This is a genomic window from Kribbella sp. NPDC058245, from assembly GCF_042882005.1.
Lineage (GTDB): Bacteria > Actinomycetota > Actinomycetes > Propionibacteriales > Kribbellaceae > Kribbella.
The window spans coordinates 300,283-314,709 of sequence record NZ_JBHVWY010000010.1 but is presented as its reverse complement, the minus strand read 5'-3'; the positions used below and the strand labels follow the sequence as shown (position 1 = coordinate 314,709).

The 14,427-nt window shown below is 66.8% G+C and carries 14 protein-coding genes and 1 pseudogene; 8 read left to right on the top strand and 7 right to left on the bottom strand.

What is annotated here, in order from left to right:
- Positions 1-207 precede the first annotated feature (207 nt).
- The 4 genes and pseudogenes from ACFVWG_RS24550 to ACFVWG_RS24535 all read right to left on the bottom strand — a co-directional run.
- A pseudogene (locus ACFVWG_RS24550) lies at positions 208-318 on the bottom strand (hypothetical protein); the annotation flags it as partial.
- Positions 309-599 carry a histidinol dehydrogenase gene (locus ACFVWG_RS24545; RefSeq protein ID WP_391545721.1) on the bottom strand — a complete coding sequence of 97 codons (291 nt, stop codon included), beginning with the start codon at positions 597-599 and terminating at the stop codon, positions 309-311. The gene ACFVWG_RS24545 and the pseudogene ACFVWG_RS24550, both read right to left, overlap by 10 nt.
- A complete protein-coding gene (locus ACFVWG_RS24540; protein ID WP_391545720.1) occupies positions 599-2,008 on the bottom strand; it encodes a hypothetical protein in 1,410 nt (469 codons plus the stop codon). Before ACFVWG_RS24540 ends, ACFVWG_RS24545 begins: the two co-directional genes overlap by 1 nt.
- A 138-nt stretch (positions 2,009-2,146) precedes the next feature.
- Entirely contained in the window at positions 2,147-2,932 is a 786-nt protein-coding gene (locus tag ACFVWG_RS24535) for an IclR family transcriptional regulator (RefSeq protein WP_391545719.1), read from the bottom strand.
- Between the two features lie 149 nt (positions 2,933-3,081).
- Here ACFVWG_RS24535 and ACFVWG_RS24530 point away from each other — a divergent pair, with 149 nt between their 5' ends.
- The 6 genes from ACFVWG_RS24530 (at position 3,082) to ACFVWG_RS24505 (ending at position 10,747) form a co-directional block, all read left to right on the top strand.
- A complete protein-coding gene (locus ACFVWG_RS24530) occupies positions 3,082-5,061 on the top strand; it encodes an ABC transporter substrate-binding protein (RefSeq protein WP_391545718.1) in 1,980 nt (659 codons plus the stop codon).
- Positions 5,062-5,080: 19 nt separating this feature from the next.
- Positions 5,081-6,076 (top strand): ABC transporter permease, encoded by a 996-nt coding sequence (locus ACFVWG_RS24525; protein ID WP_391545717.1) that lies wholly within the window; start codon positions 5,081-5,083, stop codon positions 6,074-6,076.
- Positions 6,073-7,161 carry an ABC transporter permease gene (locus tag ACFVWG_RS24520; protein WP_391545716.1) on the top strand — a complete coding sequence of 363 codons (1,089 nt, stop codon included), beginning with the start codon at positions 6,073-6,075 and terminating at the stop codon, positions 7,159-7,161. The genes ACFVWG_RS24525 and ACFVWG_RS24520 overlap by 4 nt, the downstream gene beginning before the upstream one ends.
- Positions 7,162-7,171: 10 nt before the next feature.
- Positions 7,172-8,254 (top strand): ABC transporter ATP-binding protein, encoded by a 1,083-nt coding sequence (locus ACFVWG_RS24515; protein ID WP_391545715.1) that lies wholly within the window; start codon positions 7,172-7,174, stop codon positions 8,252-8,254.
- Positions 8,244-9,089, top strand: coding sequence for an ABC transporter ATP-binding protein (locus ACFVWG_RS24510; RefSeq protein ID WP_391545714.1), 846 nt, complete (start codon positions 8,244-8,246; stop codon positions 9,087-9,089). The genes ACFVWG_RS24515 and ACFVWG_RS24510 overlap by 11 nt, the downstream gene beginning before the upstream one ends.
- Positions 9,090-9,277: 188 nt before the next feature.
- Positions 9,278-10,747, top strand: a complete 1,470-nt coding sequence (locus ACFVWG_RS24505) for a peptide MFS transporter (RefSeq protein ID WP_391545713.1) — start codon at positions 9,278-9,280, stop codon at positions 10,745-10,747.
- On the opposite strand, the gene ACFVWG_RS24500 is transcribed toward ACFVWG_RS24505, so the two are convergent.
- On the bottom strand, positions 10,744-11,757 hold the full coding sequence (locus ACFVWG_RS24500; protein ID WP_391545712.1) for an alpha/beta hydrolase: 1,014 nt from the start codon (positions 11,755-11,757) through the stop codon (positions 10,744-10,746). The two genes, ACFVWG_RS24505 and ACFVWG_RS24500, sit on opposite strands and share 4 nt — an antisense overlap.
- A 62-nt stretch (positions 11,758-11,819) precedes the next feature.
- Between ACFVWG_RS24500 and ACFVWG_RS24495 the strand changes: the two genes are divergently transcribed.
- Positions 11,820-12,371, top strand: a complete 552-nt coding sequence (locus ACFVWG_RS24495) for a MarR family winged helix-turn-helix transcriptional regulator (RefSeq protein ID WP_391545711.1) — start codon at positions 11,820-11,822, stop codon at positions 12,369-12,371.
- A 34-nt stretch (positions 12,372-12,405) separates the two neighbouring features.
- Complete coding sequence (locus ACFVWG_RS24490; protein ID WP_391545710.1) at positions 12,406-12,927, top strand: hypothetical protein; 522 nt, start codon at positions 12,406-12,408, stop codon at positions 12,925-12,927.
- On the opposite strand, the gene ACFVWG_RS24485 is transcribed toward ACFVWG_RS24490, so the two are convergent.
- The gene (locus ACFVWG_RS24485) at positions 12,900-13,943 is read right to left on the bottom strand and encodes a zeta toxin family protein (protein ID WP_391545709.1); all 1,044 of its coding nucleotides are present in this window, start codon (positions 13,941-13,943) and stop codon (positions 12,900-12,902) included. The genes ACFVWG_RS24490 and ACFVWG_RS24485 overlap by 28 nt on opposite strands.
- The gene (locus ACFVWG_RS24480) at positions 13,936-14,250 is read right to left on the bottom strand and encodes a hypothetical protein (RefSeq protein WP_391545708.1); all 315 of its coding nucleotides are present in this window, start codon (positions 14,248-14,250) and stop codon (positions 13,936-13,938) included. Before ACFVWG_RS24480 ends, ACFVWG_RS24485 begins: the two co-directional genes overlap by 8 nt.
- Positions 14,251-14,427: the final 177 nt, after the last annotated feature.

Below are 14,427 nucleotides of genomic sequence, written 5' to 3'. Positions count from 1 at the left end.
CAGCGGGGTTAACGGTGCCTTAGCTGGGTTCGTGGACTTCCTCCCCCGCCTTGGGTGACCAACTTGTTGACCCCAGCACCGCCGTCTCGCGCCACCATTGGTGGCGCGAGACAAGAAGTTGTGGCGGGAGACCTGATGCCACAGGTCTCCGGCCGTCAGGTGCTGTCTCCTGCCACCTCTGGTGGCGCGGGCGGTGGAGGCGGGCGGTTACTCCATCCGGAGGCGGGCGGTGAGGGCGTGGCCGTGCATGAGTTCGGCGTCGGCGATGGCAGCCGTCGAGGGCGCGACTATGCGTGCGCCTCCTGGGGTTAGGCGCTGGTAGGTGACGGTCTTGAGGAACTTGCCGACCCAGAGTCCGCCGGTGTAGCGCGCGGCGCGTGCTCGGCAAGCTCGTCATCGACCGTCTCGGCCGCAGCCTTGATCCGCTCCGCCGGTACGACGAACGCGGGCGGCTCCCAACCGTCGAGCCGCGCCGACCACCGGCGGATCGCGGGCTCACCCTCGCGCTCGACCTCGCGCAGGATCCGGCTGACGGTGTCGATCACCTCCTGCTGCCGCTCGACCTTCTGCGGCCAACCGGTCTTGAGGTGCTCGGCCATCATTCTCCTCCAGGTCCAACAGCAGGCAGGTCGAAACAGCGGGCGATCGCCGCGAAGATACGCGCCGGACGGTCGGCGAGGTAATGGTCGATGACGGACACGAGTGGACCACTGGTCCGGAGCGTCCAGTCGCCGCTCTCCTCGAATCCGCCGTTCCGGATGTCCAAACCGAGCGCTTCGACGTGGTCGACGCCGACGTCGATATAGCTCCCTGCCGTGGCTTGCAGCACCCGCAGCCGGAAGGTGAGCTCGACATCGTTGCGGTCAGCAACGTATTTGGTGACGTCGACCGGGCCTTCCATCCCGTCCCCATTGGTCCACACAGGCCACCGTTGTTCATGCAGATCCATCGTCCACACGACGGCTCCGTCGATCAGCAGTTCGAGCTGATAGACGCCCGGATCGATGCCTGGCGCAAGGAACCAGCGGTGGTACCAGAACGACACCTCATACCGGTTCAGCCGCGGGTCCACCCGGACGCGCTGCGAGGCGGACGCCGACGACCTGGCCGGGGTCTGCGCCCGGTTGTTGATCAGCGCGAGCCGCCCAACGCCGTACAGGGCCTTGTTGTCTGCCGACGGCGCCGGTCCGTCGTCGAGCTGGGTGCCGTACGCGATCACGCCGGGGATGCGGCCGGCGGCGACGTACCGGGCTGTCGTGGTGAGCGTCGCCGTGCAATAGGCAGGCGTCGCGTGCAGCGGTGCGTCGAGGAAGCGGCCGGTGTAGATCAGCGGGATGAGTTCGAGTCCGCGCGGTTCGGTGAGCTCGAGGATCTCGTCCAGGCAAGCGCCGAGCGAGTCCGCGACCGTGGTGTTCTCGTTGCGGCCGTCGAGGAACGGGTAGATGATCCCGTCGACGTACGGCGCGTACTTGTCGAGGAACTCCGGATCTGTCGCCTTGCCGAAGTAGGCGCAGGTGTAGAACCGCAGCTCCGGCCTGATCGCGGCCGCGACGTCCAGAAACTCACGCATGTACGTCGGCGTGAACAACTCGGCGTTCTCGCCGACCTCGAAGTCGTCGATCGCCCACGCCGTCAGGTTGGGGTACTTCATCGCCAGCTCCGCGAACGCCTTCGCCCAGCCGACATAGTCGAGCCGATAAGGACGCGAGGCCCGCCCGTACGACGAGGTCTCGCTCGGCGGGACGATGTACGGGATCACGTCGATCCCGGCGACCGCGGCGGCCGGCAGGAACTCGTCGCGCAGATCGTCGAAGTCGGTCGCACAGTCCCAGATGCAGAACAGGTACGTGTTCACGCGCAGCTGCAGCAGGCGGCTGATCAGCGCCGGTGTGTCGAGGTGCCGGTACCCGTCGGCGCGCGGTGCGCGTTCGCGGAGGGCCGCACCGACGGTGTTACCGCCGGTGAGGGTCGCCTTGATACCACCGGCCGGGACGGGATACGCACCCATCGAGGACCACCATCTTCGGGCTCGGTTGTTCTTCCACTCGGTTGTTCTTCTCACCAGGGGAAATCGATTTCAGATTCCCGAAGCGTAGGCACGGTCGAAGACGGCGGGCAACCCTTGAGGCAGGCCGGTGGAATCCGGTTAGACCACTTCGGCGCCGAGGCGCTGCGAGATCGTGGCGGCGAGCTGGACCAGCGCGGTCTGCGCCTGCTTGCGCTTGTCGCGGGTCAGATCGCGAGCGAACGAGGTCACGCCGACCGCGCCGGCGACGTGCTCGCCCGCGGCGAAGAACGGTGCGGCGACGCAGGCGATATCGGCCTGCTCCTCCTGGTCCTCGATCGCGAAGCCCTGCTTGTGCACCTTCGCCAACTCGGCGCGGAAGGTCTCCTCGTTGACCGGCTTGGCCTTCGGCCCGTAGCCCTGTTCGAGATGACCGAGCAGCGGGGTCAGTTCGTCGTCCGGCAGGTACGCCGCGATCGCCTTGCCGAGAGCGGTCAGGTTGAAGTGCGAGACCTTGCCCGGGTAGGTGTCGAACTGGATGAACCCCGGCAGCGCGGCCTTGGCGACGTACACGATCGAGGTGCCGGTCAGAACGCCGATATGCACCGGCATACCGAGCCGGTCTGCGACCTCGCGCAGTTCGCGGTTCGCCACCGAGGACAGGTCGACCTTGCGGATCAACTGCGTGGCCAGGCCGTACAGGCGCAGGGTCGGCCGCCAGAAGTGACTGCGCCCGACCACTCGGCGGCTCGCGTAGTCGCGCTGCTCGAGCGTGTAGACGATCGAGGCGCAGGTGGCGAGCGGGATCTTCGCCTTCTTGGCCAGCGCGGTCAGGGTCAGCTCCTCGTCAGAGGTCACGAGCGTTTCGAGCACAGTCAGCGCCCGCGCCACCGCAGGTGAAGGCGACCGCTCCTCAGTGCTGTCCATACCAACCTCCATCTGAAAACTGGCTCGCAGTCTAACCCGGCGTCCGGAAGCCATCTGCGCCAATTGGTATATACGGAATCGCGGAAATTCATCTCACATCTTGAAGTTCGCGACGAATCGTGTCACCTTCCCACGAGAGGAGGAAATCGATGTCCGAACCCCTGAACCGCCGGACCTTCCTCCGGGTGTCCGGCCTCTCCCTGTCCGTCGCGGCCGTCGCGGGCTGCTCGTTCTTCTCCACCGACGCGAAGAAGACCACGGCCTCCGGCGCGACCGCCGACGCGGGCGCCAAGGAGTCACCGGCCCTGTCCGGCCTGGTCAAGAACGGCAAGCTGCCACCACTCGAGCAGCGGCTGCCGAAGAACCCGATGGTGCTCAAACCGATCCAGTCCCCCGGCAAGTACGGCGGCGTCCTGCAGCGCGGGTCGATCGACCGCAACGCGGCCCAGAACGGGTACGTCGAGTTCGCCGGGCTGGTCGAGTGGACCCCGACGACCCCGGCCAAGGTGGCTCCGGGGCTGGCCGAGAAGTGGGAGGTCCTGGACGGCGGCAAGGTCTACGTCTTCCACCTCCGCGAAGGCCTGAAGTGGTCCGACGGCCAGCCGTTCACCACCGACGACCTGATGTTCGCGTACGAGAAGTCGTTCCTGAACAAGGAGCTGAACCCGATCTTCCCCGGCTGGCTGAGTCCAGGGGGCAAGCCCGGCAAGTTCGTGAAGGTCGACGACCACACGCTGCGGATGGAGTTCGCCGTACCGCACGGTCTGTTGTTGCGCTACCTGTGTTTCATCGGGCTGACCGGTTTCGGCTCCAGTTCGGCGTTGTTGCTGCCGGCCCACTACCTCAAGCAGTTCCACAAGGACTTCGCGACGCCGGCCCAGATCCAGGCCGCGATGAAGAAGGATCCGGCTCCGTCCTGGGCCGAGTTCTTCACCGCCCGGCGCAACATCTGGAAGAACGCCGACATCCCGGTCCTCGGCCCGTGGAAGCTCGTCGCCCCCTTGAAGGGGTCGGGCGTGACCGCGCGGCTGGAGCGCAATCCGTACTACTGGAAGGTCGACGAACAAGGCCGTCAGCTGCCGTACATCGACAGCCAGCAGTACACGGTGATGCCGCCCGAAACGCTCGGGCTGCGCGCCGCGAACGGCCAGCTCGACCTGCAGGTAACCGACATCCAGGCCGAGCAACTCCCACTCCTGATCCGCAACCAGGAGGCCAAGGGCTACAAGGTCAACCGCTGGGTCGCCGAGCCGAACACGTCGCTCAACTTCAACCAGAGTCACCCCGATCCGGTCCTGCGCGAACTGTTCCAGAAGGTCGATTTCCGCGCTGGTCTCTCGCACGCGATCAACCGCAAGGAGATGAACGACGCGCTGCTGGCCGGGCAGGGATTCGTCCGGCATCCGTGTGCGCAGCCCGAGGACGAGTACTGGGAAGACGGCATGGGCCAGCGCTTCATCGAGTACGACGTTGCCGAGGCCAACAAACGCCTGGACGCGGCCGGTCTGACCCGACGCGGTGCCGACGGCATGCGGCTGCGGCCGGACGGGAAGAAGCTCCAGTTGGTTGGCCGCTGCTTCGAGGTCGGTGTCGGGATCGCGGCCATCACCGTGCTCGAGTACGCCCGCCGGTACTGGAAGGCGGTCGGGATCGACCTGGTCGCGAAGCCGATGTCACTGGACCTCTGGTACGAGGAGATCCCGCACGGCGACTACGACCTGGTCGCCTATCCCCCGGCCACGATCCTCTGGGACATCGACTCGCTCTGGTACATCCCGACGAGTGGGCTGACCTACTGGGCGCCGAAGTACGGCAACTGGTACGGCAACCCGAAGGACAAGTTCGCGCTCGAACCGACCGGCGACATCCGCAAGCTGCAGACGACGTACGACGAACTGCTGATCACCGCCGACGACGCCGAACGCCTCGACCTCGGCCGGCAGATCCTGCGGCTGCACGATCAGAACGTCTGGATCATCGGCACGGTCGCGACGCCGTTCCAGCCGTTGATCTCAGCCGGCGACCTCCGCAACGTCCGGCCGGATGCGATCGCGAGCTTCCGCACCCACTACGAGAACGCCTCCGCACCGGAACAGATGTACTTCGACAACCCGGACAAGCACGTCTGATCCCTTGAGGAGGCATTAGATGGGTGGCTACTTGGTGCGCCGACTGTTGGCGATGCTGCCCACCGTCGTACTGATCTCGTTGGTGTCGTTTCTGATCATCCAACTGCCGCCTGGCGACTACCTGACCACGGTGGTCGCCAAGCTGCAGGCCCAAGGGCAGTCGCTGCCGCCTGAGCAGTTGGTGGCGTTGCGACAGCAGTACGCGTTGGACGCTTCACCCCTGGAGCAGTACTGGCGGTGGATCACCAACATCGTGCTGCACGGCGACTTCGGTACGTCGTTCGAGTACAACAAGCCGGTGTCGACCCTGCTCGGGGAACGGCTGCCGCTGACGTTGGGGCTCGGCCTGGTCACCTGGATCATCGGGTGGAGTATCGCGCTGGTCGCCGGGGTCTACTCAGCGGCTCGGCGGTACTCGAAGCTCGACTACGTCATCACCACGCTGAGCTTCCTCGGCCTCGCGATCCCCGGCTTCCTGATCGCGCTGACCGCGGTCTATCTGCAGTTCAAGCTGTTCGGGCGAACGGTCTCCGGCCTCTTCTCCCCGGACTTCGAAGGCGCGGCCTGGAACCTCGGCAAGCTGCTAGACCTGTTCAGCCACCTCTGGCTGCCCGTGCTCGTGCTGGCGTCGGGCGGTGTCGCGGGGACGGTCCGAGTCCTGCGCGCGAATCTGCTCGACGAACTGCACAAGCCGTACGTGACAGCCGCCCGCGCTCGCGGTCTCACCGAACGCAAACTGCTGCTGCGCTACCCGACGCGCGTTGCGCTGAATCCGTTCATCGCGACCATCGGCTGGACGATCCCGGCGCTCTTCGACGGCGAGGTGCTGGTCGCGACCGTGCTCGGTCTCGAGACCACCGGTCCGCTGCTGCTCAACGCGTTGAAGAGCCAGGACATGTACCTGGCCGGCGGCATCATCCTGATCGCCTGCATCCTGACCGTGATCGGCACGCTCCTCTCCGATCTCCTGCTCGCCGCCGTCGATCCGCGCGTCCGGGTCGGGTACGCCGGATGAGCGAGCCCACTCTCGCGTTGGCCTCGCAGCGCACCCTGGTCTGGCGGCGCTTCAAGCGCAACAAGCTCGCCGTGGTGTCGCTGTGGATCGTCGGCTTCATCTACTTCGTCGCGGTGTTCTGCGAGTTCCTCGCACCGCATGGGCAAGACACCTACGCCGCCGACCGCGCCTACGCCCCGCCACAACTATTGAAGATCTCGCTCACCTCGAGTCCCCATCTGTACGTCAACGGCTACCAAGGCACCCCGAACCCGGAGACACTGCTGCGCGACTACACCGTCGACAAGACCCAGCGGTACGGCGTTCGCCTGTTCGCGAAGGGTGATACGTACAAACTGTGGGGGCTGATCCCCTCCGACCGGCATCTGATCAGCACGAGCCGTGCGGACGCGCCGTTCCAACTGCTCGGGACAGACGAACAGGGCCGGGACCAGTTCTCCCGGTTGATCTACGGGACGCGGATCTCGATGTCGGTCGGCTTGATCGGCGTCGCTGCCGCGCTGGTGCTCGGGCTGCTGCTCGGCGGGATCTCGGGGTACTTCGGTGGGCTGACCGACGGGATCGTGCAGCGGGTGATCGAGTTCTTCATGTCGATACCGACGCTCCCGCTCTGGCTCGGCCTGGCCGCCGCCGTACCGCCGGGGTGGAGTCCGTTGAAGACGTACTTCGCGATCACGCTGATCCTGTCGCTGATCGGCTGGACGGGGCTGGCGAGGGTGATTCGGAGCCGGTTCCTGCAGATCCGGGGCGAGGACTTCGTGCTGGCCGCCGAGCTGGACGGCGCGCGCTGGCATCGGGTGATCGGTCGGCACATGTTGCCGGCGTTCACCAGCCACATCATCGCGTCGCTGACGCTCGCCGTACCGGGGATGATCCTCGGAGAGACCGCTCTCTCGTTTCTCGGCCTCGGTCTGCAGGCACCGGTGGTCAGCTGGGGCGTCCTGCTCGGCGGCGCGCAGAGCATCCGGGTCCTGTCCGCGGCGCCGTGGCTGCTGTCGGCCGGAGTCGCGGTGGTGATCGCGGTGATGGCGCTCAACTTCGTCGGCGACGGGCTGCGCGACGCCGCCGATCCCTACGAGTCGTGAGGGCGCACCGATGAGCCTGCTCGAGATCTCCCGGTTGAGCACCCATTTCGCTACCGCCGATGGCCTGGTTCGCGCGGTCGACGACGTCAGCCTGCGCGTCGAGCCGGGGCAGACGGTGTGCGTGGTCGGTGAGTCCGGCTGCGGGAAGAGTGTCACCGCGCGGTCGATTCTGCGCCTGGTCGATCCGCCGGGACGGATTGTTGCCGGGAGCATCCATTATCGAGCGGGAGACACCTCGGTCGATCTTGCCGCCCTCGATCCGGGTGGGGCCGCGATGCGCGCGATCCGGGGCAAGGAGATCGGCATGGTGTTCCAGGAACCGATGGCCGCGCTCAGCCCGGTCCACACGATCGGGCGGCAGTTGACGGAGACGTTGCTGCTGCACGAGCGGCTGAACAAGCGAGAGGCTCGGGAACGCGCGATCGACGAACTGCGCAGTGTTGGCATTCCGCAACCTGAGCAGCGGATCGACGCGTACTCGTTCCAGCTCTCGGGCGGGATGCGGCAGCGCGCGATGATCGCGATGGCGCTTGCTTGCCGACCGCAACTACTGATTGCCGACGAACCGACGACCGCGCTCGACGTGACCACGCAGGCCCAGATCCTCGACCTGCTGCGTTCGCTGCAGGAGGACCGCGGGATGGCGATGCTCTTCATCACCCACGATCTCGGGGTCGTGGCCGAACTGGCTGATCGGGTCGCGGTGATGTACCTCGGGACGGTCGTCGAGGAGTGCGACGTCGATTCGCTGTTCCACGATCCCCGGCATCCGTACACGCGAGCGTTGCTGCGGTCGGTGCCGCGGATCGAGCGCCGGGTACGACGGCGGCTGCCGACCATCCGCGGTCAGGTCCCGCATCCGCAACAACGCCCCAGCGGATGCGCCTACCGCACCCGCTGCGACCACGTCGTACCGGATATCTGTGCCGCAACGTCCGAAAACACGCCGACCCTGTACTACGAACCTTCGGACGCTGGCGTGTGGCCGCCGACGGTCAGAGCTGGGGAGCGCGAAGTGCGGTGCGTGCACTACCCGACCGCCGAGAGCATCCGTGACGGGCATGAACTTCCGGAGCCGACCTATGCCGAGTGAGGAGATTCTGCGGGTGGAGAACCTGTCGATGCGGTTCTCCAGCGGGTCGGGGTTGTTCGGCCGGCGAACGTCGGTGCAGGCGGTCGACGACGTGACTCTCGCCGTACGGCGGGGTGAGACGCTCGGGCTCGTTGGTGAGTCCGGTTCAGGGAAGACGACACTCGGTCGGTGCATCCTGCGCGCGTATCAGCCGACGAGCGGGCAGCTGCGCTATCGCCGTACCGACGGATCGGAGGTCGATCTCGCCGTCCTGTCGCGGGCGGAGCTGCGGCCGTTGCGGACAGAGATCCGGACCGTGTTCCAGGACCCGAACTCGTCCCTCAATCCGCGGATGACGGTGCAGCAGATCGTCGCCGAGCCTTTGATCGTGAACAAGCTCGCGAGCGGCAGCGCGCTGGTCGATCGGGTCGCCGACGCGCTCAGCCGCTGTGGGCTGCGGCCGGAGCTGATGCGGCGGTATCCGCATGCGTTCTCCGGTGGAGAGCGGCAGCGGATCGGGATCGCGCGGGCGCTCGTCACACAACCGCGGCTGGTGGTGGCGGACGAGGCGGTGAGCGCGCTCGACGTCTCCGTGCGCAGTCAGATCCTGAACCTGCTCGAGGACCTGCAGGACGAGTTCGAACTGACTTACGTCTTCATCTCGCACGACCTGTCAGTCGTCCAGCACCTGTGCGACCGAGTGGCGGTGATGTACCGCGGCAAGCTCGTCGAGGAAGCCACCACCGAAGACCTCTTCGAGCAACCGCAACACACCTACACCCAAACCCTGCTCGCCTCGGTCCCCATCCCCGACCCCCCCCTACGGAAAGCCAGGCGGGCTAGCGGGTTGGTTTGATTCTGCGGGGAGATGGTTGGTGATTCGGTCGAACGTGCGCCCCGTTCCTTTGCTGACTGGACCGAGCGCAATCTCGCCGCCTTCCAGTGACTTCGGTCGCACCCGACAGCGCTCCGGCTGGCGAGGGGTCGTACTGACGCGTTACGGTCGGTGCGTTTCTCAACCAGATCTACAGGGAGTAGTGGACCGTGTCGTTATCGCAGTCGGCCGAGAGCCCGGAGAAGACCTTCTTCGGGCATCCGCGTGGGTTGATGACGCTGTTCACGACCGAACTGTGGGAACGGTTCAGCTACTACGGGATGCGCGCCATCCTGCTGCTCTACCTGACCGACAAGGCGCACGGTCTCGGCCTGGGCGAGTCCCTCGGCCAGGCCGTGGTCTCGATCTACGGCGCGTCGGTCTACCTGCTCTCGGTGCTCGGCGGCTGGTTCGCCGACCGCGTCTTCGGCGCCCGCCGGACCGTTCTGTACGGCGGCATCGTGATCGTCGCCGGTCACCTGCTGCTCGCGCTCCCGTCGACCGGCCCGGCGTACTTCGGCATCGCGCTCGTTGCCCTCGGCACCGGTCTGCTGAAGCCGAACGTGTCGACGATGGTCGGGACGCTCTACGAGAAGGGCGACACGCGGCGCGACTCGGCGTTCTCGATCTTCTACATGGGGATCAACATCGGCTCCTTCTCGGCGCCGTTCGTGGTCGGGTTCCTGCGCCGCGAGTTCGGCTTCCACGTCGCGTTCGCGGCCGCCGCGGTCGGCATGACCCTGGCCCTGATCGCCTACGTGCTCGGCCGGCGCACCCTGCACGGTCGCGGCGACACCCCGCCGAACCCGCTCACCGCCGAGGACCGGCCGACCATGATCAAGGTCAGCGCCGCCGTACTGGTGGTGCTCGCGGCGGTCTTCTTCATCTCCGCCGCGCTGTCCGGCGGGTTCGGGCCGAAGCCGGTCGTCGACGCGATCTCGTACCTGTGTTTCCTGGCCCCGATCGCCTACTTCACGATGCTGCTGCGCAGCCCGCTGGTCACCCCGGCGGAGCGGCAGCGGGTGCGCGCCTACATCCCGTTGTTCATCGCGGCGATGCTGTTCTTCATGGTGTTCGAGCAGGCCGCGACCACGCTCACCACGTTCGCCGCCGACCGGACCGAGCTGCACCTGTTCGGCATCACGATCTCACCGGAGTTCTTCGCGTCGGTGAACCCGTTCTCGATCATCATCCTGGCGCCGATCTTCGCGCTGATCTGGATCAAGCTCGGTGAGCGTGGGCCGAGTATCGGCCAGAAGTTCGCGACCGGCCTGCTGCTGGCCGGCATCTCCTTCGCCGTGATGGCCCTCGCCTCCCATGTGGCCGGCGAGAAGCTCGCCTCGCCGTTCTGGCTGGTCGTCGTCTATGTCATCCAGACCCTGGGCGAGCTGTTCCTCTCCCCCGTCGGCCTGGCCGCCACCACGCTGCTGGCGCCGCGCGCCTTCCTGAGCCAGATGATGGCGCTCTGGTTCCTCGCACCGTCGGCCGGGCAGGCGATCACCGCTCAGCTCGTCCAAGCCACCGAAGGCGCCTCCGACACGGCGTACTTCGGCGGCCTGGCCATCGTCACGATCGTGTTCGCGCTCGTGCTCTACACGCTGGCCCCCTGGATCAAGCGCCACACCACGCAGGAGTCCTAAGCGGCAAGGCGTTCCGCCAGCCACGCAATCGCCAGTGGCTGGCGGTACTCGACGGCGCGGTGACCGCCGTCGAACAGTTCGAACCGTACGACATCATCCGGTACGCCGACCTCGGTGAGGCTGCGGCGGAACGCCTGCGCACCGAGGTCGAGGAACCACTCGTCACTGGTCCCGGCGTCGATCCAGATTGCTCGCTGGGATCGCAGCGCCTCGGCATGATCCGGTGCCATCCGCACCGGGTCCCAGCGGAGCCAGCGTTCCCAGACAGCCGGCCTGAGGGCCCCCGTGACCGGGTCGAACGGAAGCTCAGGGCGGCCATCGGCATCCGGTGAGAAGCAGGCCGAGACCCCGAGCAGTTCGAGTAAGCGCTCGTCTTCGGGTTTGGTGAACGCGGTTCGGGTGGTGAAGTCCGCCCACCACGCGAAGATGTCGCCGTCGTACTGGCGGAGGTGACGTGCCGCCCAGAGGAAGTGCGGGATGTACTGCGCCTCCGACAACACGTCCCCGGAGTGCGTGGCGAACGCGCCGAACAGGTCCGGCCGCAGCATCGGCGTGATCATCGCGCCGAGACCCCCACTGGACTTCCCGGCGATCGCCCGATGGTCGCGATCGGAGATGGTCCGGTAGTGGGCATCAACCCATGGGACCACCTCATCACACAGGTAGGAGTGATACGAGCCGGTGCCGGGCGAATCGACGTACTGGCTGCCGCCGTATTTGGTGAAGGCGTCGACGTAGACGACGATCATGCCCGGCGCTTCACCGCGTGCGAACAGGCCGTCGATCAGTTCCGGGACCGGGCGGCGGTACGGGATCCGGTTGCGCCACAGCGGCAGCGTGCCGCCGAAACCGAGCAGCAGATAGACGGTTGGGTAGCGGCGGGCGCCCTCGTCGTACCCGGGTGGTGTGTAGACCCACAGCGGACGGCTGGACGGATCGCCGAGTGGGTTGCCGCGCAGCAGGCGGCTGTCCAGGGTGTGTTCGTCGAGCCGGCCGATCAGGTCGAGCATGGGCGCTCCTCACATTGGTACTACGAAATCATAATATATTGAATCGTAGTACCATCGGGGTCATGCGCGACTCGATCGATCGGCACATCGACTACTGGCAGGACGAGGTGCCTGACCTGGATGCCGAGGTCGAAGGCGTCGTCACCCGGATGCAGATGCTCGTGCGGCACCTGCAGACGCGCCGGGCCGCGGCCTTGCACGAGCTCGGGCTGCGCAGCTGGGAGTACGACATCCTCTGGCGGCTGCGCGCCGCGGGGCCGCCGTACAGCGTGACGCCGACCCTGCTGGCCGTTGCCCTCGACACCCATCCGGCCACCCTCACCAACCGCCTGGACCGACTCACCCAGGCCGGCCTCGTCGCCCGCAGCCGTGCCGCCACCGACCGCCGCAGCGTGGTCGTCGTCCTCACCGACGAGGGCCACCGCGCTTGGGAATCCGCCATCGGCTCCCAAGGCGATGCCGAGCAAGAGCTCCTCGCGCCGCTCTCGGAGCGCGAACGCCAGTCCCTGACCAAGCTTCTCCGCAAAGTCGTCCTCGCAGCCGAAGCCGACGGCCCCGACCTGATGCTGAGCCCCCTCGCCCCTGAGATGGAGCCGCGTCCCCCACGCGGGTGAGGTATCGACGGCCATCTCGTCGGATGCTCGAACCATGCAGTCAACCGCCCCGCGCTGGGCCTACCTCCTCGCCCACGCGATCCCGTTCTTCGTCCTGCCCTCAAGCCTGTGGCGGCTCGGCCTGGTCTTCGGCTCGTCGATGGGCATGCTCGACGCGACCGGCCAACCGACGTACATACAGGGCTTCGGCCTCAAGCTGTACGTCGTCGGCCTGTCGCTCGTCTCCGAAGCCCTGGCCCTGACCAGCCTCGGCCTGGTCCACCGCTGGGGCGAGGTCGTCCCCCGCTGGATCCCCCTGATCGGCGGTCGCCGGGTCGCGCCGAACGCCGCCATCATCCCCGCCACCCTCGGCGGTCTGTCGCTGATCGCCCTCTGGACCTTCGCGATGCGCAACGCCTACACCGACGGCTTCCTCTACTTCACCAACGACTTCTGGCAGTACCTCATGGTCGGCAGCTACAGCCTCCTCCACCTCTGGGGACCCGCCCTCCTACTCCTCACCTGGTCCTACTACCGCCGCCGTACTCTTCAGCCCCGCGTCAACGCCCTCACCTGACGCGGCCGAGAGTGTCTGGGGCGGGATGAGGTGATCGGCGGAGCAGGGCCGCTCGCGTCCGTCGGGAGCAGACCTGCCGATCGGGCGCGACTCAAGCCTGCGACTGCTCGAAAGCTGGCATCAGCCCGCCCCTCGGCCGCTGCTTCGAGTGGCGTTCCTCCGACCGCCAGCGGGGCTGCGAGTCGGGCGATCTCGCGCAGCTCCGGGTGCCAGGTCGGACCGCCCTGCTGGGCAATCCGGTTCAGGCTCATACAGAACTTCAGCGAGGCGGTCGTTCCCCACGCCCGAGAACGCTCGGTCTTCACCGCCTCGGCGAACTGCGGCGTTCCGGCCCAATTGCCCTCAGCATCGCGCTCTGCCGCAGCGACGACCACGGCTCCCCGCCGGAATACCATGACGTTGTCTGCCAGATAACGCGCCTCAATGGCCGCCGTTGTCTCCGGCACTCCGCGATAACAGGCATCGTGGTTGGACTTCGCGACGAAACGGCCACGACCGTGCACGGCCGCCTGCTCCAGATAACGCGCCACGATGCCCAGCCGGCTCAGGGCCTCCGGAACGGCCATCACGGCGACCTCGACCCTGAAACCGGCAGCCCGGAAGTCCGCCGCCACCCGGCGAAACTCCTCGGGATCCGCCAGAGCGGTCTCGACGATCGTGTGACAGCCACGAGATCGCGCCCAGTCCTCAGCCGCGCTGTGCCACAGACGTGTGTCCAGCCGCGTGAAGGCCCCGGCCGTCCGCTCGTCCTCGTCCATGAGTCGCGAGTAGTCCGGGTGGTAGGGCTTGTAGAAGTCGCCGCACACGTGGGCGACCGGCCCGCGCAGACCCATCGTGTGCTTGATCATGTCCGTGGTCGCAGTCTTCCCCGCCCCCGGCTGCCCACCGATGAACACCACGACTGGATGCGGCTGTGGTGTGACAGGTTCGAGTCGCTCCGGCACGATTTCGGACTCGAAGATCTGGTGATGTACTGACTTCCGGAGTCGATAGCGCTCGAGATCGACCTCAGCCATCGGCGTCACCGTTGCGCTCACGGACCCGGCGGCCGTAGGTCTCCAACGACCCACGGATCGCCCCGGGATCGTCCGAGCGCAGGGCCTCGCTGTCCTTGACCGCTGCACGGCGCTCTCCGAGCCAGTGCTCGATCACCGACTCATCGGGTGCGTCCTTGCGGCGTTCGATCCAGATACGGTCGGTGCAGTGAGCGATGAAGAGGCTGATGGTGTCCTGGGCGACCTCGAAACTGATCGCCTGCTGGTCGTCCCACTCGTACGGCTGGACCTGGCCAAGGATCGATTCATTGCCGTCGTCGTCGGTCATGCAGCAACTCTCGCCGCTCCCTCACACCCACCGCAACCACCACCTCCGCCCCTGTGGATAACCAACCCTCCATACCCTGCGCAGCTTCACGCAGCACGGCCGGCGCCCCGGCGTACCCGCCACCTCATGGGCGAACCCAAGCCAGTTGGTGAAGCCCAGGGCGCAAGCCGGTACGAC